This window comes from Ensifer sp. ENS03 (assembly GCF_014852035.1).
GTDB lineage: Bacteria > Pseudomonadota > Alphaproteobacteria > Rhizobiales > Rhizobiaceae > Ensifer > Ensifer adhaerens.
This window is the reverse complement of record NZ_JACVAV010000009.1, coordinates 22,188-44,518: the sequence shown is the minus strand read 5'-3', so window position 1 is coordinate 44,518 and position 22,331 is coordinate 22,188. Positions and strand designations below refer to the sequence as shown.

The following is a 22,331-nucleotide window of genomic DNA, read 5'->3' as shown; positions in this document are numbered from 1 at the left end:
CAGATGGTGGCGCAGATCGGCGAAAGAAAGTCGTATTCTCGACCGAATAGTTGAGGCGCCGTCACCCCTTGCGGGCGTAGCGTTGCAGGATCGCGGAGATATCCGGCTCGGTCTTGTCGGTGTCGAGTTCGGCGCGAAGCTCGACCGCGTCGAGGTGTTCGAGCATGATCCGTTCCGCCGTGGCGGTGTCGCGCGATTGCAGGGCGCGGATGATCTGGACATGCTCGTCGACGGCACATTCCGGCGAATGCAGCCGCGCGAAGCGAGCGAGGATCAGCGAACAGCGTGAGACGATCTCGCGGACGAACCGCGTCAGCGCCTGTGAGCCCGTAAGCTCGGCAAGCAGGATGTGAAACTCGCCAGCGAGCCGGATCGAAAGCGGGCCGTGATCTGTAAGCGCCGTCTCCTCCTGCCGGACATGCTGCTGTAGCCGCTTGACGCCGGCGGCGTCGAGATCGGCGACGAGCCGTCGGATCACCTCGGCTTCGAGCATGCGTCTCAGTGCGAAGATGTCGCGGGCTTCCTCCAATGTCGGCTCGGCCACGCAGGCGCCCTTATTGGCGCGTAAATCGACAATGCCTTCTGCGTTGAGCCGGACCAGGGCCGCCCGAACGCTGGTACGGCTGACCTTGAAATGGTCGGCGATCGTATCTTCGGAAAGTTTCGTTCCGGGCCTCAGGGCCTGTTCCAGGATCGCCTGGCGCAAAAGCTTGTAGACCACTTCGCTGCGGCTAGATTTCTCAGACAAGGTTGCCTCCCCAACGGGCCGATCGGGGACCGGCCGAACATGTCCCTTGTCTTCGATAGCGCCCGTCCAAATGGTCGTCAATATTGTATACAATAATGTTGATGTTTGTATTCTCTTGTCGTATGCAATTGCAGGCGCCGACAAACAAGACCGGTGCCGGCCGGTTCGGGAGGAGGCGTGCGGAGAGGACCGCGCGACCTGAGAAGGCCTGAAAGGGAACAGCCAATGGGAGGGAATTCATGAACAGCAGGATTCTGCAGCTCTGTGCGACAGTTGCCGGCATCGCCGTCGGCCTGGTGGCCGCGACCGCTGCCAACGCCGCGACGACGCTCGAAACCGTCAAGGCCCGCGGCAAGCTGATCTGCGGCGTCTCGATGAGCACGCCGGGCTTTGCGACGGCCGATGCCAAGGGTCACATGGAAGGCTTCGACGTCGATGTCTGCCGCGCCGTGGCGGCTGCCGTATTCGGCGATCCGGAAAAGGTCGACTTCGTCCTGACCAACATCAATACGCGCTTCCAGGCGCTTCAGTCCGGCGAGATCGACATGCTGTCGCGCCAGACGACCATGACCTTTTCGCGCGAAACCTCACTCGGGCTCGATTTCGGCCCGACCGTGTTCTACGACGGCCAGGGTCTGATGGTGCCGAAGTCGCTCGGCGTCAGCAGCGCCAAGGAACTGACCGACGCAGCGATCTGCACGCTGCCGGGCACCACGACCGCCCAGAACCTCAGCGACTTCTTCCGTACGATCGGCGGCAAGTTCGAGCTGGTCGTCTTCGAAAGCCCGGACGAAAACCGCAACGCCTTCTTCTCCGGCCGCTGCGAGGCGATCTCGTCCGACCGTTCGGACCTTGCCTCGATCCGCGCCGTTGCCAACAACCCGGACGATTACGTCGTGCTGCCGGAAACGATCTCAAAGGAGCCGCTGGCGCCGGCCGTTCGCCAGAACGATTCCAACTGGCGTGACATCGTCTCCTGGTCTGCCTGGATGCTGATGGCTGCCGAAGAGCGTGGGATCACCCAGGCCAATGTCGACGAGATGACCAAGAGCGAGGATCCGGAGATCCAGCGCATGCTCGGCGTCAGCGAAGAACTCGGCAAGATGCTGAACCTCGACAACAAGTGGGGCTACAACATCATCAAGGGCGTCGGGAACTACGGCGAAGTGTTCGAGCGCAACCTCGGCACCAAGACCGCGCTTGGCCTGACGCGTGGCCCGAACACGCGCTGGAGCGAAGGTGGCCTGCTCTACGCACCGCCGTTCCGTTGAGAATCGACGGGCCCGCGCGTTTCGCTCGGGTCCACGTCTCCACATGGTGCCTAATCGGCCCGTGGAGAGTGCGCGCGGTATGCCGCCGTACTATAAACGATAGAAATCGATCAAGTTATGATCTTGGGTCGCGCCGGCCCGAGATCATTGTGCTCCAAGGGACGGGTGCCGATGCCCCTGTTTTATGACGCGCGCATTCGCGCCTATCTCTATCAAGTGATCGCCGTCGGCGTCGTGCTGCTCATCGCCTGGGTGATGTTCAGCACCGCAAGCGCCAATCTTGCCAAGCAGGATATTGCGACCGGTTTCGGCTTCCTGGCGCGCCAGGCCGGATTTGTCATTACCGAATCTGCCATCACCTATGAGCCGACGGATACGATCGGCCGCGCGATCCTCGTCGGCATCACCAACACGGTCAAGGTTTCGCTGCTCGCTGCCCTGTTCGGCACTGTTCTCGGGCTGTTGGTCGGCATCGGGCGGCTGTCGCACAATCCGGTGTTGTCGCGGCTGATGCTTGCCTATGTGGAAGCGCTGCGCAACGTGCCGCTGCTGCTTTATCTTCTGCTCTGGTATTCGCTGATCATCTCCGTGTTTCCGCCAGTCAAGCAGGCGATCGAGATGCTTCCCGGCGTCTTTCTCTCGAACAGCGGCCTGGTCACGCCGGCGCTGCACTGGCAGAGCGGTTTCGCTGCGCTGGTCACGGCCTTTGTTGTCGGCGTCGCTGCCGCCGTCGTTACCGCGCGCATTCTCGGCCGCCGCCGCATCGTAACCGGCAAGGAGCGGCCGATTGCCCTGTTCGCGACGATCGCGTTTCTGCTGCCGCTCGCCGCAACCATCCTCTTCGCAAACATCTCGGTCACCTGGGATGTGCCGGAACTCGGCCGCTTCCGCCTGAGCGGCGGCTATCATTTGCGCCCCGAATTCGTGGCGCTTCTGCTAGGGCTGACGCTCAGCGTGTCGGCCAATGTCGCGGAAATCGTTCGCGCCGGCATCCAGGCAGTCAGCAAGGGGCAGTGGGAAGCGGCGACGGCTCTTGGCCTGTCGCGGGCACGCACGCTGAAGCTCGTGATCCTGCCGCAGGCGCTGCGCATCATCATTCCGCCGCTCACCAACACCTATCTGACCGTGTTCAAGAACAGTTCGCTCGCGATCGCCATCGGCTATCCGGATCTGGTGATGGTCTCAAACACGATTATGAACCAGACGGGCCAGGCGATTGAAGCCATTGCCATTTTCATGGGCGTCTATCTCGGCCTGTCGATCCTGATCTCGCTGGTGATGAACTGGTACAATGCGCAGGTCGCGCTGAGGGAGCGCTGAGCCATGACACAGGTCGACACCCTCGTGAGCAATGCGACGCTTGCGCCGAGCCGCGAAGCGCCACCGGCATCGCGCAGCCGCTGGTTCAGCGCCTATTTCGGCACGCCCGGCAATGCGCTGATCACCATCCTTTGCCTCGGCACGGTCTTTGCGCTCGCCAAGCTCGCAATCGGCTGGCTCTTCGTCGACGCCACCTTTGTCGGCACGCCGGCGGAATGCAAGGCGACCAGCGGCGCCTGCTGGCCGTTCCTCTCGGCGAAGATGCGCTACATCTTTTTCGGCTTTTATCCCTTTGAAGAGCAATGGCGTCCGCTGACGGCGATGCTTCTGTTTCTCGGCGCCTGCCTCGTCTCGATGATGCCGAAGGTCTGGGGGCGGGGACTGCTGATCGCCTGGGTCGCCGTCGTCCTGCCGGTGCTCTATGTGCTGATGGCGGGCGGCTATTTCGGCCTCACGGTCGTGCCCACGACGCAATGGGGCGGGCTGCCGCTTTCCTTCATGCTCTCCTTCATCGGGCTTGCCTGCGCGCTCCCGCTTGGCATTGCGCTGGCGCTCGCCCGCGCATCGAGCCTTCCGGCAATCCGCGTCCTCGGCGTCGGCTTCATCGAGATCGTGCGCGGGGTGCCGCTGATCAGCATCCTGTTCATGGCGACGGTCATGCTGCCCCTGTTCATGCCCAATGGCATCACCATCGACAAGCTCGTCCGGGCGCAGGTGGCGATCATCCTCTTTGCCGCCGCCTATATCGCCGAGATCGTGCGCGGCGGCCTGCAGGCGGTTCCCAACGGGCAGGTCGAGGCCGGCCATTCGCTGGGTCTGCATTACTGGCAGATCATGCGTAAAATCGTGCTGCCGCAGGCGCTGAAGAAGGTCATTCCGCCCTTGGTCAGCCTGTTCATCGGCTTCTTCCAGGATACAACGCTGGTGACGATCGTCGGTCTGCTCGACTTCCTCGACACCGTCCGCACCGCCATGCGCGACCCGCAATGGCAGGGCATCGCGGTGCTGGAGGGCTATGTCTTCGCGGCTGTTGTATACTTCATTTTCAGCGCTCTCATGGGGGCTTACAGCCGTTTCCTCGAGCAATATTTCAGGACCACGCATGACTAAAGAGATCCACGTCATCCGCAAAGCGCATACGCTCGTCGCCTTCGACCGCAAGCTTAATGGCCATGTCTATCTCAACGACGCCGACGTCGCCTATGACGAGAAGGGCTTCGTGCATGTCGGCGGCCACTATGACGGTCCGTTCGTCAGCGAAAGCTCCGGCCGCGACCGCATGATCCTGCCGGGCTTCGTCAACGTGCATTGCCATTCCGGCGAGGAGCCGATCTCCAAGGGCATCTTCGAGGACATGGGGACGGCAGCGCTCTGGGGCAACGCGCTCTACGAATACTCCAACCTTCTGGAAATCGATGACGATGCGATTGAGGCGTCGCTGACGGTCATGGTCGGCGACCTGATGCGTAGTGGCGTCACCACGCTGCTCGATATTGCCGGCCCGCATGCGAGCTGGCTGCCGACGCTTGCCAAAAGTGGTGCACGCGCCTTCGTCGCGCCGGGTTTCCGCGAAGCGCAATGGCACGTCGAAGACAGCCATCGTCTTGACTTCCGTTGGGACAGGGCGCGGGGACGCGATGCCTTTGCGCGAGCGCTTGAGGTCGTCGATACTGCGAATGCGCACCCATCGGGACGCCTTGGCGGCGTCGTCGCACCGTCGCAGATCGAGACCTGCTCGCCGGAACTGCTGCAGGATGCGGTGGCGGCAGCGCGTCAGCGCGGCATGCCGATCACCATTCATGCTGCCCAGACCATGACCGAGCACGAAGAACTCTTGCGCCGGCACGGGCTGACGGCCGTACAATATCTCGAAAAGCTGGGTCTGCTCGGCAAGGACCTGATCCTTGGTCATTGCATCTTCGTCGACAGCCATTCCTGGACGCGACAGCGCACGGAGATCGACTTGCGTCTGCTCGCCGATCGCCAGACGACCGTCGCCCATTGCCCGGTCACCTTCTCGCGCAGCGGCATGGCGCTGGAATCGGTCGGCCGCTACCGCCGCGCCGGCGTCAACGTCGCGCTCGGAACCGACAGCTATCCGTTCAACATGCTCGAAGAAATGCGCCAGGCGATGATCTGCGCGCGGCTCTCGGGCAAGTCCGTCTTCGACGTATCCACCAGCGACATCTTCGAGGCGGCGACGACCGCCGGCGCGCGGGCACTTGGCCGGGACGACATCGGCAGGATCGCCGTCGGCTCGAAGGCGGATTTCCTGGTGGTCGATCTCAGGCACCACGCCATGCAGCCGGTCTACGACCCCTTGCGCAATCTCCTGCATTGCGCGGCCGAGCGGGCGATCGAGCGTGTCCACGTGGACGGCACTTGCGTCGTCAGTGATGGCCGCCCGACCTTGATCGATTATGACGGCGCGCTCGCAAAGCTCCAGGAAGCGCAGGACTACGCTTGCCGCAAGGCGGCTGAGAACGACACGAAGGGTCGCGCAATGGGGACGCTTGCGCCGCTCTCACTCCCGCGCAGGTAATTCCGGCCGCGGTCCGTCAGGACAGAAAGCGGTGTGCGGCGAAGAGGCAGATCAGGACTGTCGCCGCCGCGCCCGCCAGCGCGCCAAGACGCCTTTCGAGGAAATCCCGGATCTCTTCGCCGAAACGGCGCAGCAGCCAGGCGAGCAGGAAGAATCGCGCGCCGCGGGCAATGATCGCCGAGACGATGAACAGGCCGAGATTGATGTTGGCGGCGCCTGAAAGGATGGTCACGACCTTGATCGGCGGCAGATGCGCCAGGCCCGAGGTGACGAGCAGCAATGCCAGCATCTCACTGTCGACCGAGGCCTTCAGATGCTCGAAGGTGTCGAGCTTGCCGTAGAACTCGAGCAATGGCCTTGCGATGGTGTCGAAGGCATAATGGCCGAGATACCAGCCGGCGATGCCGCCAAGTACCGAGCAGACCGTCGCCACGAGCGCATAGCGCCAGGCCCGTTCCGGGCGCGCCAGCGCCATCGGGATCAAGAGAAGATCGGCCGGAACCGGGAAGATCGAGCTTTCCACAAAGGCAATGATGCCAAGCCAGACAATGGCGGTTTCCCGTGTCGCGAGCGACATTGTCCAATCGTACAGGCGTCGGAGCATGAGGTGCGGTTCTCTGTTGGCCCGGGGTCCGTTTACGGGCCCCAAGGCTCGTCTATAGGCCAGAGAGCAGGGTGTAAATGTGGCTGACTTCTGTATTTGAGACAATTCTCACGAGAAGCCGTGCCGGTATTATTGGGCAGCCGCCATGCGCGCGTAGCGCCCTGGCGGTTGCCCGACATGGCGGCTGAAGGCCGTGCTGAAGGTGCTTGCCGAGCTGTAGCCGACATGTTCGGCGACGGCGGCAAGATCCAGTTCGCGTTGCCGCAGCAGGTCCTTGGCGATCGCCATGCGCCAGACGAGCAGATACTCCATCGGTGGCACGCCGACGGCGCGCGTGAAGCGCTCGAAGAAGACGGAGCGGGACAGTGCGGCCTCGTGCGCCAGCTCCGCCACGGTCCAGGGATGGGCGGGATCGGCGTGGATCTGGCGAATGGCCACCGCCAGCCGCGCATCTCCCAGCCCGCGCAACAGGCCGGGTGACGCGCTCTCCCCTTCAATTGATCGAAGCGCCTCGACAAGCATCACTTCCACAAGGCGTGCGAGAACCAGGTCGTGGCCCGGGCGCTCGTCGCGTGCTTCTTCGCCCACAATGCGGACGAGCGTCGAAAGCCGTTCTATCCCGCGTAGATGCATCAATGCCGGCAGCAGCGAAACGAGCAGTCCGGCGTCGGGCGAGTCGAGGACGAAATAGCCGCCGAGCAGGCGCACGTCCGGTTCGCCGTCCTGCCTGCCATGGCGAACTTCGCCGACCGGTGACGGCGCCGCCTTGGGATCGATGAAGGTCGGGTGAACCGGATCGAAGCCCGAGATGGTGAAGCCGGGCGTGCGAGGCAACAACACGAAGTCGCCCGCCTGCAGCGTCACCGGCGCCTCGCCATCGACTGCCAGCCGGCACGATCCCTCGATGGCGGTACAAAAGCTCGGATGACCGAATTCGGAGTAGCGAACCGCCCAGCGGCCGGCACCGCTGATGCCTTTGGTGAACACTGTGCGTGGGCGGAGAAGCTGAATAAGCTGCGAGAGGGGATCGGTCATTTCAGGATGCTAGCAAATAAAATCAGGACTTCAAGCCGTAGAACGTCCGCAGTCCGCGCAGTACTCCGTTTCCATCGCAACCACGAAGGATACCGCTATGAAGACCGTACTGATCACTGGCTGCTCTTCCGGCTACGGGCTGGAGACTGCGCGCCGCTTTCATGCCGAAGGCTGGAGCGTGATTGCCACGATGCGCTCGCCCCGACACGATATTCTGCCGAATTCGAAGCGGCTTCGTTTGCTGGCACTCGATGTCACCGATCCCGACAGCGTCTCAGCCGCCATCGCGGAAAGCGGTCCGATCGATGCGCTCGTCAACAATGCGGGCATCGGCGTGGTGGGTGCCTTCGAGGCAACGCCGATGTCCCATATCCGCAAGGTCTTCGACACCAATACCTTCGGCGTGATGGCGATGACCCAGGCGGTGATCCCGCAGTTCCGTGCTCGCCGGTCCGGCGTCGTCGTCAACGTCACCTCCAGCGTGACGCTTGCTTCCATGCCGCTGGCTGCCGCCTATACCGCCAGCAAGACGGCGATCACTGGCTTCACCGGTTCGCTTGCCCACGAGCTTGCCGCCTTCGATATCCGTGTCAAGCTGGTCGAGCCAGGTTACGCGCCAACCACGCGCTTTGCTCACAACACGACGATGCGGGTCGAGGACCTGATCCCCGAGGCCTATGCCGAATTCGCAGCGCCGATCTTCGCCCAATTTGCAGCACCGTCTCTGGTGACGACCGAGGCCGACGTCGCGGAGGCCGTCTGGCAAGCGGCGAACGATTTGTCCGGCCAGCTCCATTTCCCGGCCGGCGACGATGCGGTGGCGCTGGCACAGGCAGGCTGACGTACCTGAACTCAACTGCGCGTCTTCAGGCGATCTCGGGGTAGCCGAGACGATGCGCGAACCGCGCCAGTTCCGCCACAGGCTCGTAATCGGCATCCGACAGAACCGCGAAGTCTTTTAGGGAAAGCACAGCGCGGGCCTCAGCCAAATGGGGCTCCGTGATCGCCCGTCCGAGTGAACTGCGCAGCAGCAAAAGCTCGTCGTCCGAGGCGTCGCCGCGGGTGACGAGAGGCAGGCCCGGCGTGCTGGCGGTGGCGGTCAAGACCCGCAGACCGGCCACGCGTTCCGGATCAAAACGTTGCGTGTTGCCATAGGTCACGCAGTCGATGGCGGCCACGTCGGCAGTGCCCGATGCAACCGCATCTATGCTTGCCAAATGGCTGCCGGTTTCGGCAACAGAGGAGAAGAACCGGCCATTGCGGCTGCGGGGCGCGATCGCGGCGCGCAACAGGTTGGTTCCGGAATTGCTGATCGGATCGTTGATGGCAGCCCGTGTCCCCCGGAGATCTTCGAGGGAACGGACCGGTGCGTTTGCTCGCACGATGACGAAACTGCACATGTCGGGCCCGTTGCAGCCCGGGTGCCCGTAGACCGGCGTAGCGACAAGGCGAACCTTGCCGCGCAAATGTCGCACGTAGGGATAGCCGCAGGTTTGCGCGAGCAGCAGCGCCGGATGAAGCCAGGCATCGGCATGATGGAGGACGGCGTCCAATCGGTCGGGCACATCCGTCAGGCCCTCGCGCCGCAGGTCGTCGCGCAGGAACGCCCAGAGCGTTGCCGTTGCGGCCGCGAGCGGCTGAGGGCTGACATACATCGCAAGGCTGGCTATCCGCATGGTTTCCCCGCGCTCCATGAGCACTCCCGCCATGGCGTAAAATGCGTTCGGCGAAGCGTCAAGGCCGTGGTCGCGGCGCCAAAGCGGTGGCAGCCATGCGTCTGGATGGCGGCGCCGATGTGCGGTGCTAGGCCGTGCGGCGAAGGCCAGCCCGCTCCACCGCGGCCGTTTCAGATCGACGTCCGCTGGATGTCGTGCGGAAGCGCTCGACCAGATCGAACAGGCCGGATGCCTGGCCTGAGAGCCTGTGGGTCATGGCGGTGCTGTCCTCGACCATCGCATTGTTCTGCTGGGTCACGGCGTCCAGCGACAGCATGGTCTGGTTGATGTGCTGCAGGTCGGTTGCCTGGTTGCGCGCGTCGCCCGCGATCTGCAGCGTCTGCTCGTTGATCGCGTGGATCTGACCGGAGATTTCGTCGAGCGCGTCGCCAGCGGCCCTGACGAGAGAAACGCCCTTCGCCACTTCCTCGGCCGACGCGGTGATGATCGCCTTGATCTTCCGGGCGGCCTGCGCCGACTTCTGCGCGAGTTCCCGCACCTCATGGGCAACGACCGCAAAGCCCTTACCCGCTTCGCCGGCACGCGCCGCCTCGACCCCTGCGTTCAGCGCCAGGAGGTTGGTCTGGAAGGCGATATCGTTGATCGTGCCGATGATCTGAGAGATGGCGACCGATCCCTTCTCGATCTGGGCCATGGCGCAGACGGCGTTCATCACCACCTGACCCGAACGATCGGAACTCGCCTTGGCAGCGGCGGCGATCGTGGTTGCGGATGTGGCGTGTTCTGCGGTGCGGCCGATGGTGGCGGTGATTGCGCCGAGCGCCGCGGTCGCTTCCTCCAGCGTCGCCGCCTGATGTTCGGTGCGCTTGGCGAGTTGGCCGATGGCGTCGCGCATCTCGCCGGTTTCGCCGTCGATCTCGGCGCTTCTCGCCTTCACGTCACCGAGCGTGACCGCCAGGCTCTCCAGCGACAGGTTGAAGTCCGAGCGCAGGCGATCGAAGCCGGCGCCGAAGGGGCGGTCGATGCGGGCCGTCAGATCGCCGTGGGACAAGCGTTCGAGCCCCGAGGCCAGCATTTCGACGGCCTCGTTGATCTGGCGCGATACCTCGGCCTGGGTCGTCTCGCGGCCGTGCCGTTCCTCCTCGATCATGGTTCGCGTCTCCGCTGCCTCGGTTTCGAGGCGGGCACGGTCGCGAAGAGCGTCCCGGAAAACAAGGACGGAGCGGGCCATGTCACCGATCTCGTCCTTGCGGGTACCGCCAACACCGCTGATCGTCGTGTCGCCATCGGCGAGCCGGCTCATGTCGCGGACGAGACCGGTAATCGGGTGTGTCAGTCGGCGCGAGTACCAGATGGAGATCGCCAGCGCAGCCGCGAGGACGGCAAGCGCGGTCGCGAGCGTCCAGTTGCGCAAGGCGGTAACCGCGGAAAAGGCCTCCCGCGAGGTCATGACCGCAGCAATGGTCCAGCGCGTGCCGAAAGCATCAAGGTTGGTGGCCGCCATCTGGGCTTCCTCGCCGCGGAAATCCGCAAGCCTGCTGCTGACGATGCCGTCTTCCGCCGGCTGCTCAACCACGATCCGGGCCTTCAGCATATCGTTGCCGGGTGTGGCGGCGCTGTCGGCGAGGAAGAACCCGTTACCGTCGAGCAAAATCGTTTCGCCGGTTTCGCCAAGGCCCGTGCGGTTGCCGACGATTTCGCCGATGCGCCCATCCGGCATTTCAAGGATCAGCGTGCCGATCTTGCCGTCAATCGATTCCAGGGGGATGGCGACGAACGCAGCGGGGCTGCCGCCAAGCGGGGCATAGGCTTCGTAGGACGCAAAGGCGAGCTTGCTCTTGTCCGTTCCCTCGGCCGTTTCCCGGAAGACGCGGCCAAGCCCGGTGTCCTTCCAGGCCACGTCCTTGAGGCTGACGCCAAAATCCCCTTTCTTGTTGAGGGCGTATACGACATCGCCGCTGAGATTGGCGAGCAGCACGTCGCGATAGCCGTGGGCTTCGGCGAAGCGCCGGAAGAACGGGTGATAGCGCGCATGCAGCGCGTCGTAGTCGTCGACGCCGGCGGAACTGTAGAGGGCGCGCTTGTCTTCGGCGTTGGGGTTTTCCGCCAGGTAGCGGCGCTGCAATTCGCTTTCGGTCTTTTCCCCGAACTTGGCGGCTGCGCCATTGAGGTCGGTTAGCGCCTTGGCGACGGACTTCTGTGCTTGCAGATTGCGCAGGTCGTTTTCCACGGTGGTGAGGTAATGGCGTAGCTCGTTGCGGCGGGCATCGGCGAGCGCCTCCAGCTTTTCGATTGCCGCGCGTGACGAGAGATTGCCGCTGACGGTCAGGCTGGCAAGACTGGTGGCAGCAATGGAAAAAGCGGCCAGAGCCGCCGCAGCGAGAGGAAGCTTCGCGGACAAACGCATAACAATCACCGGACGTGCAAGGGGAGGAGGCCATGCCGAAGGCTGGTCGCGACGCCTCATGCGTCCGGCGGAAGGGCTTCCGCGCGGAGAGTTATACGGTCTCACGTTACAGCTTGATGACAGCTGGATGACATCGCCAAAGTTTGCCGTGAAGAGCGACGGCTCTATCTCGGCAAGGCGCCTGTCAGGAAAATGTCGGCGCAGCTTTCTGCTCGCGCCGTGATCGTCGCCTCGTCGATGGTGCCAAGGCAACCCATCATGACGGCGCGTTGCGGCTCCATCGCCATCATGCCGCGCAGCATGCCTGCGGTCAGACGCGGGTCTGCCAGCGCGAGCCGGCCGTGGGCCACCTGCGTCCTCAGCCATCGCTCCAAGGTGGCACTTGTCCGCTGGATCGCCTGTTCCCAGAAGGTGGCAGCAACTTCCGGAAAGCGTTCTGCCTCGGCGAGCACCAGGCGGATGATCGCGATCGTGTCGTGCGAGAGCACGAGATGTCCGTAGGCGGCAAGCAGGTGCACCAGGCCACCCCTTACGCCCAGATCTTCCAGGTTCTCTTCATCGGCTTCCAGTACGAACTCGGCGATCCTGAGGGAGATGACGCGCTCGAAGAGATCGGCCTTGGTGGGAAACAGCCGATAGAGTGTCTTGGTGGAAACGCCGGCATTCTGAGCTATGACGTTGATGTTCGCCGCCTCGTAGCCGAAGTCGCAGAATTGCCGTTCGGCGGCGAGGACGATCACCTGGCGCGTCTCGTCGTCCGGTCGGACCTGGGGACGGCCGCGGGAGCGTCGCGGCTTCTGCTTTTCGATCATGGCGGCTTTCCAAATTCATCGAGTTTTTAGGTGAGCCGAGTTGAGAAAGCAATTGTTTTCCGAAATTTCTGTGCCGCGTGTCCTGGCCGTGGCGGATATTGCGACCTTTGCGAACACGTTCTAGCTTTGCTGCATGGCGACGTCGAAACTCACGACCTATCGTGCGAAGCGGGACTTTTCCCGGACGCCGGAGCCTGCCGGAAGAAGTGGCGCGGAGGGCAATCGTTTCGTCGTGCACAAGCACCATGCCACTGCCGATCACTATGATCTCAGATTACAGGTCGGCGACGTGCTGAAAAGCTGGGCGGTCCCCAGGGGGCCGTCGCTCAACCCCGCCGACAAACGGCTGGCTGTCGAGACCGAGGATCATCCGCTCGACTACGTCGACTTCGAGGGCGTCATCCCGGAAGGCGAATATGGGGGTGGACCGATGATCGTCTGGGACACCGGCGTCTGGGCACCGATGGACGATATCGAAAAGAGCCTGAGAACCGGCGCGTTCAAGTTCCGTCTAGCCGGCGAAAAGCTCAATGGCGGCTGGATGCTGACGCGGCTGAAGCCGAAACCGGGAGACGACGACACGCGCAACTGGCTGCTGTTCAAAGAGCATGATCCAGCCGCCGATCCTGATGTCGACGTTCTGACGGCACGCCCGGAGAGCGTGAAAAGCGGGCGGCGCATCGAAGAATTGGTCGAGCCGCCAACGAAGCCGGCGAAAGCGGCGAAGCCGGCCGTCCTCAAGCCCGGCTCGTTGCCGGGCGCTGTGAAAGGTCCGAAGCCGCAGCGAATCGAGCCGCAGCTCGCCAGCCCGACCCCGAAACCGCCCGGGGCCTCACCGGGAGAACAGACCTGGCTGCACGAAATCAAGTTCGATGGCTACCGCACGATGGCGGATCTCTCGGATGGTTCCGTACGGCTGATCACGCGCAGCGGGCTCGACTGGACGAAACGCTACGGCGATCTGCCAGACGCATTCCGCAAGCTGCCTTGTCGGGAAGCGATGATCGATGGCGAGATCGTCGCTCTCGACGACAAGGGCATCAGCCGCTTCTCGCTGTTGCAGGAGGCTCTTTCATCCGGGACCGATGGCAAGCTCGTCTTCTATGCCTTCGACATCCTCCATCTCGACGGCTGGAATCTCGCCGAAGTTCCGTTGGAAGAGCGCAAGGGTCTGCTGGCTCAGCTGCTTGAAGGGCAGATATCGAGCCGTTCCGCCATTCAGTTCAGCGACCATGTGGAAGGCGACGGGCGCGGGCTCTACGATCAGGCGGCCGAGCTGGGGCTGGAAGGGATCGTATCAAAGCGTGCCTCCGCACCCTACCGCAGCGGACGCACCCAGACCTGGACCAAGACCAAAGCGCTCAAAAGCGAAGACTTCGTGATCGCAGGCTACACCGTCTCAGAGGCGGCCGAGGGGCTGGCGGCACTGGCGCTCGGGGAGTGGATGGGCGGCGAGCTGCACTACCGCGGCAAGGTCGGCACCGGCTTCGATGCGGCGACAGCCAAGCAATTACTCGCCCGGCTGCAAGCCTTGCGCGGGGGTGAGACCGCGCTGGACGGTGCGCCCAAGGAAATCCTCTGGGTGCGGCCGGTGCTATCCGCCCGCATCCACTACTCCAACCGCACGACCGACAATGTCTTGCGGCATGCGGTGTTCAAGGGGCTTCGCGATGTCGAGCTTTCGGCCCCGGCGACGGCGCCGCGCAAGCGGCTGATCACGGACGCCGACCTGGCGACGATCCAGGTGACCAACGCCGACCGCCGGGTGTTCGGAAGATCCGGACCGACCAAACTCGACATTGCCGTCTACTATGCGCTCGTCGGCGATTTCATGCTGCCGCATATCCTCGGACGACCGGTGTCGCTTTTCCGCTGCCCGACGGGGAAGCGGGCCGATTGCTTCTTCCAGCGCCATCCCTTCACCGGCATGCCGCCCTCCATCGTCAGCTTCAACGCGACCAATTCCGAGGGCGAGAGCAAGTCCTTCCTCTCGATCGAGGGCACGAAGGGTTATCTGGCGCTCGCTCAGTTCGGCGTGATCGAGCTTCATAGCTGGGGTTCGCGGCGCACGCGCTTGGAGAAGCCCGATCGCGTCGTCTTCGATCTTGATCCCGGCGAGGGGATCTCGTGGCGCGACGTGGTCGAGGCAGCGGTCCATATTCGCGGCGAGCTGGAAGCAATCGGCCTCGTTCCTTTCGTCAAAACGTCTGGCGGCAGCGGCATCCACGTCGTGGTGCCGGTCAAACCGAAGCTGGACTGGAAGAAGACACACCAGGCAACGAGCGCGATAGCGACGCGGCTGGCGGCGACCGCACCCCAGACCTTCACCACGACCATGGGCAAGGAAAACCGCGTCAAGCGCATCTTCATCGACTTCCACCGCAATGCCCGCAGCCATACGGCGGCCGCTCCCTATTCGCTGCGGGCACGCACCAATCTGCCGGCTTCGGCCCCGCTTCAGTGGGCGGATCTGGAGACTATCGACGCTCCGGAGGATTTGAACTATTCTTCGCTGCCTGGACTTCTGGATACTTTCGGCGATCCCTGGGCGGATATCGACGACTTTGCCAAGGATCTGCCGCTTCTGTCCGAAACGAGGACGTAATGCGTTTGGCCGCGTAGGAGACATCAATGGCGCCCAGGGCAAGTTGGAAAGGTTATCTCAAACTCAGTCTCGTCAGTTGCCCCGTTAGGCTCTATCCGGCGACCAGTTCGAGCGAGCGCATCAGCTTCAATCAGTTGCACAAGGACACCCATAACCGGATCAACATGAAGCCGGTCGACCCGGAACTCGGGCTCGTCGAGCGCTCGGATCTGGTCAAGGGCTACGAATACGAGGACAAGAAGTACATCATCATCGAGGACAGCGATCTCGACAGCGTCAGGATCGAATCCAATCACACGATGAACATCGAGGCCTTCGTCGATGAAGGCTCCGTCGACGTGATCTACCAGGACGCGCCCTATTATCTCGCGCCCGACGGCGCGATGGCCGAGGAAACCTTCGTCGTCCTGCGCGAAGCGCTGAAAAAGAGCGGCAAGGTGGCGATCGCGCGCCTGGTGCTTTCGAGCCGTGAACGCGTCGTGACCATCGGCGCGCGCGAAACCGGAATGTTCGTCTGTACGCTGAGAAACCCGAGCGAAGTGCGCGGAACCGCTGAATATTTCGGCAATGTACCCGTTGGTCATCCGGACCCTGAAATGCTGCAGCTTGCCGAAGCCTTGATCCAGCAGAAGATGACGGTCTTCGACCCGAAGAACTATGAGGATCGTTATGAGATCGCGCTGATGAAGATGATCCGCGAGAAGCTCAAAGGTCATAAGCCGATCATTGCGGCAGCCCCTGAGCGCGGCAATGTCATCAACCTTATGGATGCGCTGAAGGCGAGCCTGTCGCAGTCGAAGCCGCCTGCAAAGAGCAAGCCCAAGGCCGAGCCGGCAGCCAAGCAAACCACCAAGGCGGCAGCGCCAGCCAAGCGGACGGCGGCAAAGCCGGCCGCGAAGAAGAAAGCCTGATGGCTGTTGCAGGCCAGACATTCGGTATCGTCGGGGCGTTGTCGGCCTTCCCGCGCCGGCTTGTGGCGCGCGAGGTCGAGCGCCAGCACGGCCACGTGCGTCGCGGCGTGACGCGCCAGACGACCTATCTGGTGTTCGGCCGCAGCCTGCTTGCCAAATCGAGCGAGGCGGAGATCGAAGCCCGTTTCGATGCCGAACATTCGTCCGGGCGGTGGCTTATCAGCGAGAACGGCTTTCTTCGCCTTTTGGGGTTGATGTCGGTGCCGGCTGCGTCCGCGCTTAGTCGCCAGTCGCTGATCGATCAGGCGAGGCTCTCGCCGCGCATCTTCGACTTGCTCTCCCTGTTCGACGCTTTCGAGCATGGCAGCGAGCCCTACTCGTTCCGCGACCTCATCCTCGCCAGGAAATATGCCGAGCTGATTGCCAGCGGCGCGAGTTGGAGCGCGATCGCCCGGTCCGTTCATCGCTCCGGACCGGTCGCCTCGTTGACGGCGCTTTCGCTGCACCACGGTGGCACCGATGCGATCTATGCCCGCAGCGCCGAGGGCCTGAGCGAGCTGAATGGGCAATTGCTCTTCGATCTCGACACACCCGACGATGCCGCCCTGGAAGATCTCTTCGATCTGGCCGAGGAGGCGGAAGCCAATGGCGACTACCTGGAGGCTGCGGCCTTCTATCAACGCTATCTTGCCATGGACCGGACGGATTCGGTCGCGGCCTTCAACCGCGCCAATTGCCTGAAGGTAGCCGGACGGGAGCTAGATGCGGCCCATGATTACGCCCGCGCCATCAAGCTCGATCCATCCTTCGTCGAGGCCTGGTTCAACCTCGCGGGGCTGATGAACGAACGGGGGCGGATCGACGCCGCGCGCAGGCATCTCGGGAAGGCGATCGAGATCGACGGCGACTATGCCGACGCCGTCTTCAACTTGGCGAAACTCGAATTCGATGCCGGCGATCTCGCGGAGGCGAAGCGTTGGTGGACCCGCTATCTCGAACTCGATAGCGATAGCGAATGGGCGCGAACGGCGGAGCGCGGCGTGCAATATGTCGACCTGCAGAGCCGCCCGAGAACAGGCTGATATGGGCGACAAATTTCTCTTCGACGGACCCGACGATGCCGCGGTCACCATCCTTCTTGCCCATGGCGCCGGCGCGCCGATGGATTCGGCTTCGATGACCGCGACCGCAGGGGCGCTTGCGACGGCAGGCTTTCGCGTTGCACGCTTCGAGTTCGGCTATATGGCGGCAAGGCGCACCGTTGAGGGGCGCAAGCCGCCGCCTCGCGCCGACACGCTCAATCCGGAATATCTCGCCGCCATCGAGGATCTGGACGTCAAAGGCCCACTTATCATCGGCGGCAAGTCGATGGGGGGACGCGTCGCGAGCATGATCGCCGATCCGCTGCATGCGGCCGGCAGGATCACCGGGCTGCTCTGCCTCGGTTATCCCTTCCATCCGCCAGCCAAGCCCGAGCAACTGCGCACCAAGCACCTGGCCGGCCTCAAGACGCCGACGCTGATCTGCCAGGGAACCCGCGACGAATTCGGCACGCGCGAGGAAGTGCAGAACTACGTGCTTTCCGATGCGATCGAAGTCCTGTGGCTCGAGGACGGAGACCATGATCTCAAACCGCGCAAGAGCATTTCCGGCTTTTCGACCGCCGATCATTTAAGGACCTTGGCCGATGCGGTGGCAGCCTGGGCTGCCCGGCTGACACGCTGATCCGATCGCCGGAATGAAGATCGCCACCTTCAATATCAACGGCATCAACAGGCGGCTCGACAACCTGATCGCCTGGCTGGGCGAGGCGGAGCCGGACATCGTCTGTCTGCAAGAGTTGAAGGCGCCCGATCGGCAGTTCCCGCGCTCGGCGATCGAAGCGGCCGGCTACGGCGCCGTGCGGCAGGGACAATCCGCGTGGAACGGTGTCGCGATCCTCGCCCGAGACAGCGAGCCGGTGCTGACCCGTGTCGGGCTCGACGGCGACCCGTCGGATGCCGAGGCGCGCTATATCGAGGCTGCCGTCAGCGGCATCCTGGTCGCCTGTCTCTACGCGCCCAACGGCAACCCACAGCCAGGCCCCAAGTTCGTCTACAAGCTTGCCTGGCACGAGCGTCTGGCCAAACATGCCGCCGAACTCTTCGCCCTAGATCTGCCTGTCGTGCTTGCCGGCGACTACAACATAGTTCCCGAGCCGCGCGACATTTACCCGACAACCTCCTACGACGACAATGCGCTGGTCCAGCCCGAAAGCCGCGCCGCATTCGGCGAACTTCTCGACCAGGGCTGGCTCGATGCGCTGCGCAAGATCCACCCGAAGGACCAGCTTTTCACCTTCTGGGACTATCGCCGGAACCGTTGGCAGCGCAACGCGGGGCTTCGGCTCGATCATATGCTGCTCAGCCGCAAGCTTTCTCGCAAGCTTACCGGTGCCGGCATCGACCGGGAGGTTCGTGGCATGGAGGGTGCGAGCGATCATGCGCCGGTGTGGATCACGCTCCGCGATTGACCTGACAATGCTGCGGGGAGACTGCACGTCCATGCGCGACGGTGATACTGTTTCGCCTCGAACGCCGCTATTCGCAGCCGCGATCCGGGGTAAACCCCGTCCGGCCTAGCGGCTGAATGCGGTGACCGCGACATTCAGCCTGGTCAACACGAAGGAGAACCGCATGAAAATCAGCGCGCGCAACCGCCTCAAGGGCAAGATTGTCGAAGTCATCAAGGGCGCCACCACCGCCCATGTCCGGATCGACGTCGGCGGCTCGATCGTGACTGCAGCGATCACCAACGAGTCGGTCGACGAACTTGGCCTGAAGGTCGGTGGCGAAGCCTATGCGGTCATCAAGGCCTCGGATGTCATGGTCGGCATCGACTGATACGCTTGCGGCAAGGGCGCGTGGATCGACCGTCGCGCCCTGCCAAATCGCGACCGGATCACGCCTTCTGGCAGTAATGCGCTTTGCCGTCGCCGGTCTCGAAGTCGCCGCGTTGCGGCGGCGCAATCGGCTTGAACAGCGTCCGGTCGGGCTTCAGATCGATGAGTGGCGTACCGTCGAGGCAATCAAGGCCGCGCACGAGAAGGCTCGAGCCTTCCACGGCTTCGAGCTTGACGATCGAGGTGCCGATCGGGTTCGGCCGAACCGGCGAGCGCAGTGAAAATGTTCCGTGCACTTCGCCGTTGCTGGCTGGGCTTTGCAACACCAGATCGCGCCGCGAACGGTCGAGCCAGTAGAGGATTTCCAGCCGCTCGAACGCCTCCACGCCTTTCAGCGCCAGGACCCAGGGTTCGAAGATTTCGATACGGCAGACCGGGCCGTCATGCCGACCCTGGCGAGGGGTTTCCATGCGCGAGGTCCAGGGCGTGGAAATGCGGCCGATAAAGACGAGACCGGCGTCGGTTGCCGCGGGCGGTGCCACGGTCACCTCGTTCTCACGGATTTCGTTCTGGCGGACCATGGTCAGTTCCTTTCCTTATAGAGGGGGTGGTGAGGCGCGGCGCACAGAGACGGGCGTCGCTGCCGTCGATCGAGCCGATCACCACATCGATGTCGTAGAGTTGTTTGAGAGCGGCGGGCGTCAACACGTCCTTGGGTAAGCCGAGCGCGATGAGTTTCGAGGCGTGGAGAAGGGCGACGCGGTCCGCGACCAGGAAGGCGTGATCCGGATTGTGCGTCGAAAGCACCACCGAAAGCCCGCGTGCCGCCAGCGCTCGGACATGCGAAAGCACCCGCATCTGGTTGCCATAGTCGAGATTGGCGGTCGGCTCGTCCATGACGAGGATGGCGGGTTCCTGCGTCAGTGCGCGGGCAATCAGCGCCATCTGGCGTTCGCCACCGCTGATCTCGGTATAGGGGCGCATGGCAAGGTGGGCCACGCCGAGGCCGCCGAGGGCTTCCATGGCAATCCGACGGTCGCGAGTGCCAGGCGATGAGAACGGCGCGAGGTGAGGGGCTCGCCCCATCAACACCACCTCCAGCACTGTAAACGGGAAAAGTGCCGCATGCGCCTGCGGAACATAGGCGATCTGCCTGGCGCGTTCGCGCCGCGACCAGGCGGAAAGCGGTCGACCGTCCAGGAGAATATCGCCGGCCTTGACCGGCAGGAGACCGAGGACGGTCTTGAACAGCGTCGTCTTGCCGGCGCCGTTGGGGCCAAGCAGGGCCAGAACCTCGCCGGTTGCGAGCGACAGGGAGGCATTCTCGCCTACCGTGCGTCGGCCATAGCCGAAGGCGAGATTCCTGATGTCCAGCGTCATTGCCAGGCCCTCCGGCCGGAGGCGAGCAGCCATAGGAAGAAGGGCGCACCAACGGCAGCGGTCAGGATGCCGAGCGGCACTTCGATGAGCGCGATGCTGCGCGCCAGCATGTCGACAACAAGCAGATAGGCAGCACCAGATATCATCGAGGCCGGCAGCAGGCGGCGGAAGTCCGGGCCGACCAGCATGCGCGCGATGTGCGGGATGACGAGGCCGATCCAGCCGATGACGCCGCTGACGGAGACGGCCGCCGCAGTGATCAGCGTTGCCGCCGCGATCAGCAATGCGCGGGTAAGACGCGTGTCGACGCCCAAGGTCTGGGCTTCCTCGTCGCCGAGCGTCATCAGGTTCATGCGCCAGCGAAAAAGCACCAGCGGCACCAGCCCGATCAAAAGCGACGGCAGGATCGAAACGACGTCGAGACGCGTGATCGCAGTGAGGCTGCCGAGCAGCCAATAGGTGATCGCCGGCAACTGGTCATAGGGATCGGCGAGGATCTTGATCAGCGATATGCCCGCACCGACGAGGGCGCCGATGGAGATCCCTGCCAGAACGAGCGTCAGGGCCGGATCGCGTCCGCGGATTGCCATGCCGACGGCATAGACGGCGGCGACGGCGAGCAGCCCGCCGGCGAAGCTGATCGCCTGGATTGCCGGGACCGGCAGCGACAGAAAGATGCCGATGACGGCGCCGAGACTGGCACCGCCGGAAACGCCAAGGATATCCGGCGAGACGAGGGGATTGCGGAAAAGCCCCTGATAGGTGGCGCCGGCTGCGGCAAGTGCTGCGCCGATCAGGATCGCACCCGCCACCCGAGGCAGCCGCACGTTCCAGAGCACGGTTGAAAGAACGGGGTCGCTCGACTGTCCCGATAGGGCCGCGTGCAGCGCCCCGGCGATCTCCGACGGGCCGGCATATTTGCCGACCGACATCGACACCAGGGCGAGCAGGAGGAGGGGGCCGACGAGGAGCCAGAGATTGCCCTTGCGCCCGTCGGCCAGCATGCCCGATGTTTCCTGCCTCCGGTTCATTTCGAAGCCGGCACCGCCCCCTTCAGGAGCGTGGCCACTTGTTCGTCCGCCAGGTCGACCTGGTAGAACAGCTTGTAGAAATCGCGGGTCTCAGCCTTCAGGTCCCCCTTGAAGCGGTCGGGATAAAACAGCTTCTGCAGCCAGACGACGCCGATCACTCGGTTGATCGCAGGCGGCGAGTCGAACCAGCCGTAAGGCAGGGACGGCGCGGTGAAGACTCGACCGGTCGTGATTGCCTTCACGTCGGCCCAGAGCGGGTCCTTCTTTGCCGAGGCTGCGAACTTTCCGCTGGCTGCGATGATGACGTCCGGGTTCCAGGAGAGAATCTGTTCGAGCGACACCTGGGTCAGGCTGCCCTTGCCGGCTGCCGCCGCGACGTTTTCGGCGCCGACGGCTTCCAGGATCTCGACATTGATCGAGCCGGAAAGCCCCGTTTCTAGCCCTTCCGGGCCGCGGCCATAATAGACGCGCGGCCTTTGATCGGCCGGTATCATGGCGAGACTGTCGTTCAGATCCTTGATCCGCTGGTCGGCATAGGTTGCGAGCGTTTCGGCGCGTTCGGCCACGCCAAGCAGCGCGCCGACGTCGCGCAGCGTCTTGCCGCTATCGGCGAAGCGTCCATCGATCAGCACGTAGGGAATGCCGGTCTGCGCCTGCACCTTATCGGCCAGCGAGCGGTAGGTGTCGTTGACGGTTCCAACGTCGAGGATGATGTCCGGCTTGGCGGCAAGCACCGCCTCGACGTTGGCGCTGCCGCCCTTGCCCGTGAGTTGGCCATAGGTCGGCAGGTCGCGGACCGACGGTAGCAGATATGCCTTTTGCTCCTCCGTCGGCTCGCGCACCCAGCCGGCGAGCTTGTCCGGCGCCAGAACATAGGTGAGGACCGAGGCCGGCGGGCCGGCAGCAAGTACGCGGGTGATGGTATCGGGAACCTCAACCGTCCGCCCTGCGGCATCGGTGATCGTACGCGCCTCGGCGGCGCCTGAGGCAAGGCCGAGCACGGCTGAGAAGATTATCGCAAGAGATTTCAACATGAAGGCCACGATAGCGAGAGGGATCGGTCAGGCCGCACTATGGCATGTCGTTATATTTCATGGAATATATTGAT

Annotated in this window: 21 protein-coding genes; 11 read left to right on the top strand and 10 right to left on the bottom strand. The window is 63.5% G+C overall.

What is annotated here, in order from left to right; genetic code table 11:
* Positions 1-61: 61 nt before the first annotated feature.
* Positions 62-748 carry a GntR family transcriptional regulator gene (locus IB263_RS25805; protein WP_034799636.1) on the bottom strand — a complete coding sequence of 229 codons (687 nt, stop codon included), beginning with the start codon at positions 746-748 and terminating at the stop codon, positions 62-64.
* Positions 749-987: 239 nt separating this feature from the next.
* On the opposite strand from IB263_RS25805, the gene IB263_RS25800 reads away from it, so the two are divergent.
* From IB263_RS25800 to IB263_RS25785, 4 genes are all read left to right on the top strand, one after another.
* On the top strand, positions 988-2,019 hold the full coding sequence (locus tag IB263_RS25800) for an amino acid ABC transporter substrate-binding protein (protein WP_051659497.1): 1,032 nt from the start codon (positions 988-990) through the stop codon (positions 2,017-2,019).
* 171 nt (positions 2,020-2,190) lie between these two features.
* The gene (locus IB263_RS25795) at positions 2,191-3,339 is read left to right on the top strand and encodes an amino acid ABC transporter permease (RefSeq protein ID WP_110818868.1); all 1,149 of its coding nucleotides are present in this window, start codon (positions 2,191-2,193) and stop codon (positions 3,337-3,339) included.
* A 3-nt stretch (positions 3,340-3,342) separates the two neighbouring features.
* Positions 3,343-4,449 carry an amino acid ABC transporter permease gene (locus IB263_RS25790; protein ID WP_083523537.1) on the top strand — a complete coding sequence of 369 codons (1,107 nt, stop codon included), beginning with the start codon at positions 3,343-3,345 and terminating at the stop codon, positions 4,447-4,449.
* On the top strand, positions 4,442-5,881 hold the full coding sequence (locus IB263_RS25785; RefSeq protein WP_113553967.1) for an amidohydrolase family protein: 1,440 nt from the start codon (positions 4,442-4,444) through the stop codon (positions 5,879-5,881). The genes IB263_RS25790 and IB263_RS25785 overlap by 8 nt, the downstream gene beginning before the upstream one ends.
* Positions 5,882-5,897: 16 nt before the next feature.
* On the opposite strand, the gene IB263_RS25780 is transcribed toward IB263_RS25785, so the two are convergent.
* Together IB263_RS25780 and IB263_RS25775 are read right to left on the bottom strand one after the other, a co-directional pair.
* Positions 5,898-6,485, bottom strand: coding sequence for a YqaA family protein (locus IB263_RS25780; protein ID WP_034799640.1), 588 nt, complete (start codon positions 6,483-6,485; stop codon positions 5,898-5,900).
* Between the two features lie 129 nt (positions 6,486-6,614).
* Complete coding sequence (locus tag IB263_RS25775; RefSeq protein WP_110818866.1) at positions 6,615-7,520, bottom strand: AraC family transcriptional regulator; 906 nt, start codon at positions 7,518-7,520, stop codon at positions 6,615-6,617.
* 97 nt (positions 7,521-7,617) lie between these two features.
* Here IB263_RS25775 and IB263_RS25770 point away from each other — a divergent pair, with 97 nt between their 5' ends.
* Positions 7,618-8,361 (top strand): SDR family oxidoreductase, encoded by a 744-nt coding sequence (locus tag IB263_RS25770; protein ID WP_034799642.1) that lies wholly within the window; start codon positions 7,618-7,620, stop codon positions 8,359-8,361.
* 25 nt (positions 8,362-8,386) lie between these two features.
* Here the strand turns inward: IB263_RS25770 and IB263_RS25765 are convergent, their stop codons facing one another.
* From IB263_RS25765 to IB263_RS25755, 3 genes are all read right to left on the bottom strand, one after another.
* Positions 8,387-9,196, bottom strand: coding sequence for a phosphate/phosphite/phosphonate ABC transporter substrate-binding protein (locus tag IB263_RS25765; protein WP_060586255.1), 810 nt, complete (start codon positions 9,194-9,196; stop codon positions 8,387-8,389).
* 127 nt (positions 9,197-9,323) lie between these two features.
* The gene (locus IB263_RS25760) at positions 9,324-11,603 is read right to left on the bottom strand and encodes a methyl-accepting chemotaxis protein (RefSeq protein ID WP_110818864.1); all 2,280 of its coding nucleotides are present in this window, start codon (positions 11,601-11,603) and stop codon (positions 9,324-9,326) included.
* 164 nt (positions 11,604-11,767) lie between these two features.
* Positions 11,768-12,415: a TetR/AcrR family transcriptional regulator gene (locus tag IB263_RS25755; protein ID WP_060601360.1), complete on the bottom strand. Its 648-nt coding sequence runs from the start codon at positions 12,413-12,415 to the stop codon at positions 11,768-11,770.
* Positions 12,416-12,548: 133 nt separating this feature from the next.
* Between IB263_RS25755 and ligD the strand changes: the two genes are divergently transcribed.
* The 6 genes from ligD (at position 12,549) to IB263_RS25725 (ending at position 18,813) form a co-directional block, all read left to right on the top strand.
* Positions 12,549-15,020, top strand: a complete 2,472-nt coding sequence (gene ligD / locus IB263_RS25750) for a DNA ligase D (RefSeq protein ID WP_110818863.1) — start codon at positions 12,549-12,551, stop codon at positions 15,018-15,020.
* A gap of 26 nt (positions 15,021-15,046) precedes the next feature.
* Positions 15,047-15,931, top strand: a complete 885-nt coding sequence (locus tag IB263_RS25745) for a Ku protein (protein ID WP_034799645.1) — start codon at positions 15,047-15,049, stop codon at positions 15,929-15,931.
* Entirely contained in the window at positions 15,931-17,013 is a 1,083-nt protein-coding gene (locus IB263_RS25740; protein WP_060601354.1) for a tetratricopeptide repeat protein, read from the top strand. Before IB263_RS25745 ends, IB263_RS25740 begins: the two co-directional genes overlap by 1 nt.
* Position 17,014: 1 nt before the next feature.
* Complete coding sequence (locus IB263_RS25735; RefSeq protein ID WP_034799647.1) at positions 17,015-17,656, top strand: alpha/beta family hydrolase; 642 nt, start codon at positions 17,015-17,017, stop codon at positions 17,654-17,656.
* A gap of 13 nt (positions 17,657-17,669) precedes the next feature.
* Positions 17,670-18,443 carry an exodeoxyribonuclease III gene (xth, locus tag IB263_RS25730; protein WP_034799648.1) on the top strand — a complete coding sequence of 258 codons (774 nt, stop codon included), beginning with the start codon at positions 17,670-17,672 and terminating at the stop codon, positions 18,441-18,443.
* 163 nt (positions 18,444-18,606) lie between these two features.
* The gene (locus IB263_RS25725) at positions 18,607-18,813 is read left to right on the top strand and encodes a molybdopterin-binding protein (RefSeq protein ID WP_034799649.1); all 207 of its coding nucleotides are present in this window, start codon (positions 18,607-18,609) and stop codon (positions 18,811-18,813) included.
* A gap of 58 nt (positions 18,814-18,871) precedes the next feature.
* Here IB263_RS25725 and tsaA read toward each other — a convergent pair whose 3' ends face one another.
* From tsaA to IB263_RS25705, 4 genes are read right to left on the bottom strand one after another with little or no spacing between them, the layout of a single operon-like run.
* Positions 18,872-19,393, bottom strand: coding sequence for a tRNA (N6-threonylcarbamoyladenosine(37)-N6)-methyltransferase TrmO (gene tsaA / locus IB263_RS25720; RefSeq protein ID WP_060601348.1), 522 nt, complete (start codon positions 19,391-19,393; stop codon positions 18,872-18,874).
* Positions 19,368-20,192 carry an ABC transporter ATP-binding protein gene (locus IB263_RS25715; RefSeq protein WP_060601344.1) on the bottom strand — a complete coding sequence of 275 codons (825 nt, stop codon included), beginning with the start codon at positions 20,190-20,192 and terminating at the stop codon, positions 19,368-19,370. Before IB263_RS25715 ends, tsaA begins: the two co-directional genes overlap by 26 nt.
* Positions 20,189-21,196: an iron ABC transporter permease gene (locus IB263_RS25710; protein WP_060601341.1), complete on the bottom strand. Its 1,008-nt coding sequence runs from the start codon at positions 21,194-21,196 to the stop codon at positions 20,189-20,191. Before IB263_RS25710 ends, IB263_RS25715 begins: the two co-directional genes overlap by 4 nt.
* A 23-nt stretch (positions 21,197-21,219) precedes the next feature.
* The gene (locus IB263_RS25705; protein ID WP_060601338.1) at positions 21,220-22,257 is read right to left on the bottom strand and encodes an iron ABC transporter substrate-binding protein; all 1,038 of its coding nucleotides are present in this window, start codon (positions 22,255-22,257) and stop codon (positions 21,220-21,222) included.
* Positions 22,258-22,331: the final 74 nt, after the last annotated feature.

What these genes read in the sequence shown, in the direction of transcription:
- IB263_RS25800 (WP_051659497.1), top strand. Translation starts at nt 988, where the DNA reads ATGAACAGCAGGATTCTGCAGCTCTGTGCGACAGTTGCCGGCATCGCC.
- IB263_RS25790 (WP_083523537.1), top strand. Translation starts at nt 3,343, where the DNA reads ATGACACAGGTCGACACCCTCGTGAGCAATGCGACGCTTGCGCCGAGC.
- IB263_RS25755 (WP_060601360.1), bottom strand. Translation starts at nt 12,415, where the DNA reads ATGATCGAAAAGCAGAAGCCGCGACGCTCCCGCGGCCGTCCCCAGGTC.
- IB263_RS25785 (WP_113553967.1), top strand. Translation starts at nt 4,442, where the DNA reads ATGACTAAAGAGATCCACGTCATCCGCAAAGCGCATACGCTCGTCGCC.
- IB263_RS25710 (WP_060601341.1), bottom strand. Translation starts at nt 21,196, where the DNA reads ATGCTGGCCGACGGGCGCAAGGGCAATCTCTGGCTCCTCGTCGGCCCC.
- IB263_RS25735 (WP_034799647.1), top strand. Translation starts at nt 17,015, where the DNA reads ATGGGCGACAAATTTCTCTTCGACGGACCCGACGATGCCGCGGTCACC.
- IB263_RS25760 (WP_110818864.1), bottom strand. Translation starts at nt 11,603, where the DNA reads ATGCGTTTGTCCGCGAAGCTTCCTCTCGCTGCGGCGGCTCTGGCCGCT.
- IB263_RS25740 (WP_060601354.1), top strand. Translation starts at nt 15,931, where the DNA reads ATGGCTGTTGCAGGCCAGACATTCGGTATCGTCGGGGCGTTGTCGGCC.
- IB263_RS25795 (WP_110818868.1), top strand. Translation starts at nt 2,191, where the DNA reads ATGCCCCTGTTTTATGACGCGCGCATTCGCGCCTATCTCTATCAAGTG.
- IB263_RS25765 (WP_060586255.1), bottom strand. Translation starts at nt 9,196, where the DNA reads ATGCGGATAGCCAGCCTTGCGATGTATGTCAGCCCTCAGCCGCTCGCG.
- IB263_RS25715 (WP_060601344.1), bottom strand. Translation starts at nt 20,192, where the DNA reads ATGACGCTGGACATCAGGAATCTCGCCTTCGGCTATGGCCGACGCACG.
- tsaA (WP_060601348.1), bottom strand. Translation starts at nt 19,393, where the DNA reads ATGGTCCGCCAGAACGAAATCCGTGAGAACGAGGTGACCGTGGCACCG.
- IB263_RS25745 (WP_034799645.1), top strand. Translation starts at nt 15,047, where the DNA reads ATGGCGCCCAGGGCAAGTTGGAAAGGTTATCTCAAACTCAGTCTCGTC.
- ligD (WP_110818863.1), top strand. Translation starts at nt 12,549, where the DNA reads ATGGCGACGTCGAAACTCACGACCTATCGTGCGAAGCGGGACTTTTCC.
- IB263_RS25705 (WP_060601338.1), bottom strand. Translation starts at nt 22,257, where the DNA reads ATGTTGAAATCTCTTGCGATAATCTTCTCAGCCGTGCTCGGCCTTGCC.
- IB263_RS25770 (WP_034799642.1), top strand. Translation starts at nt 7,618, where the DNA reads ATGAAGACCGTACTGATCACTGGCTGCTCTTCCGGCTACGGGCTGGAG.
- IB263_RS25725 (WP_034799649.1), top strand. Translation starts at nt 18,607, where the DNA reads ATGAAAATCAGCGCGCGCAACCGCCTCAAGGGCAAGATTGTCGAAGTC.
- IB263_RS25780 (WP_034799640.1), bottom strand. Translation starts at nt 6,485, where the DNA reads ATGCTCCGACGCCTGTACGATTGGACAATGTCGCTCGCGACACGGGAA.
- xth (WP_034799648.1), top strand. Translation starts at nt 17,670, where the DNA reads ATGAAGATCGCCACCTTCAATATCAACGGCATCAACAGGCGGCTCGAC.
- IB263_RS25775 (WP_110818866.1), bottom strand. Translation starts at nt 7,520, where the DNA reads ATGACCGATCCCCTCTCGCAGCTTATTCAGCTTCTCCGCCCACGCACA.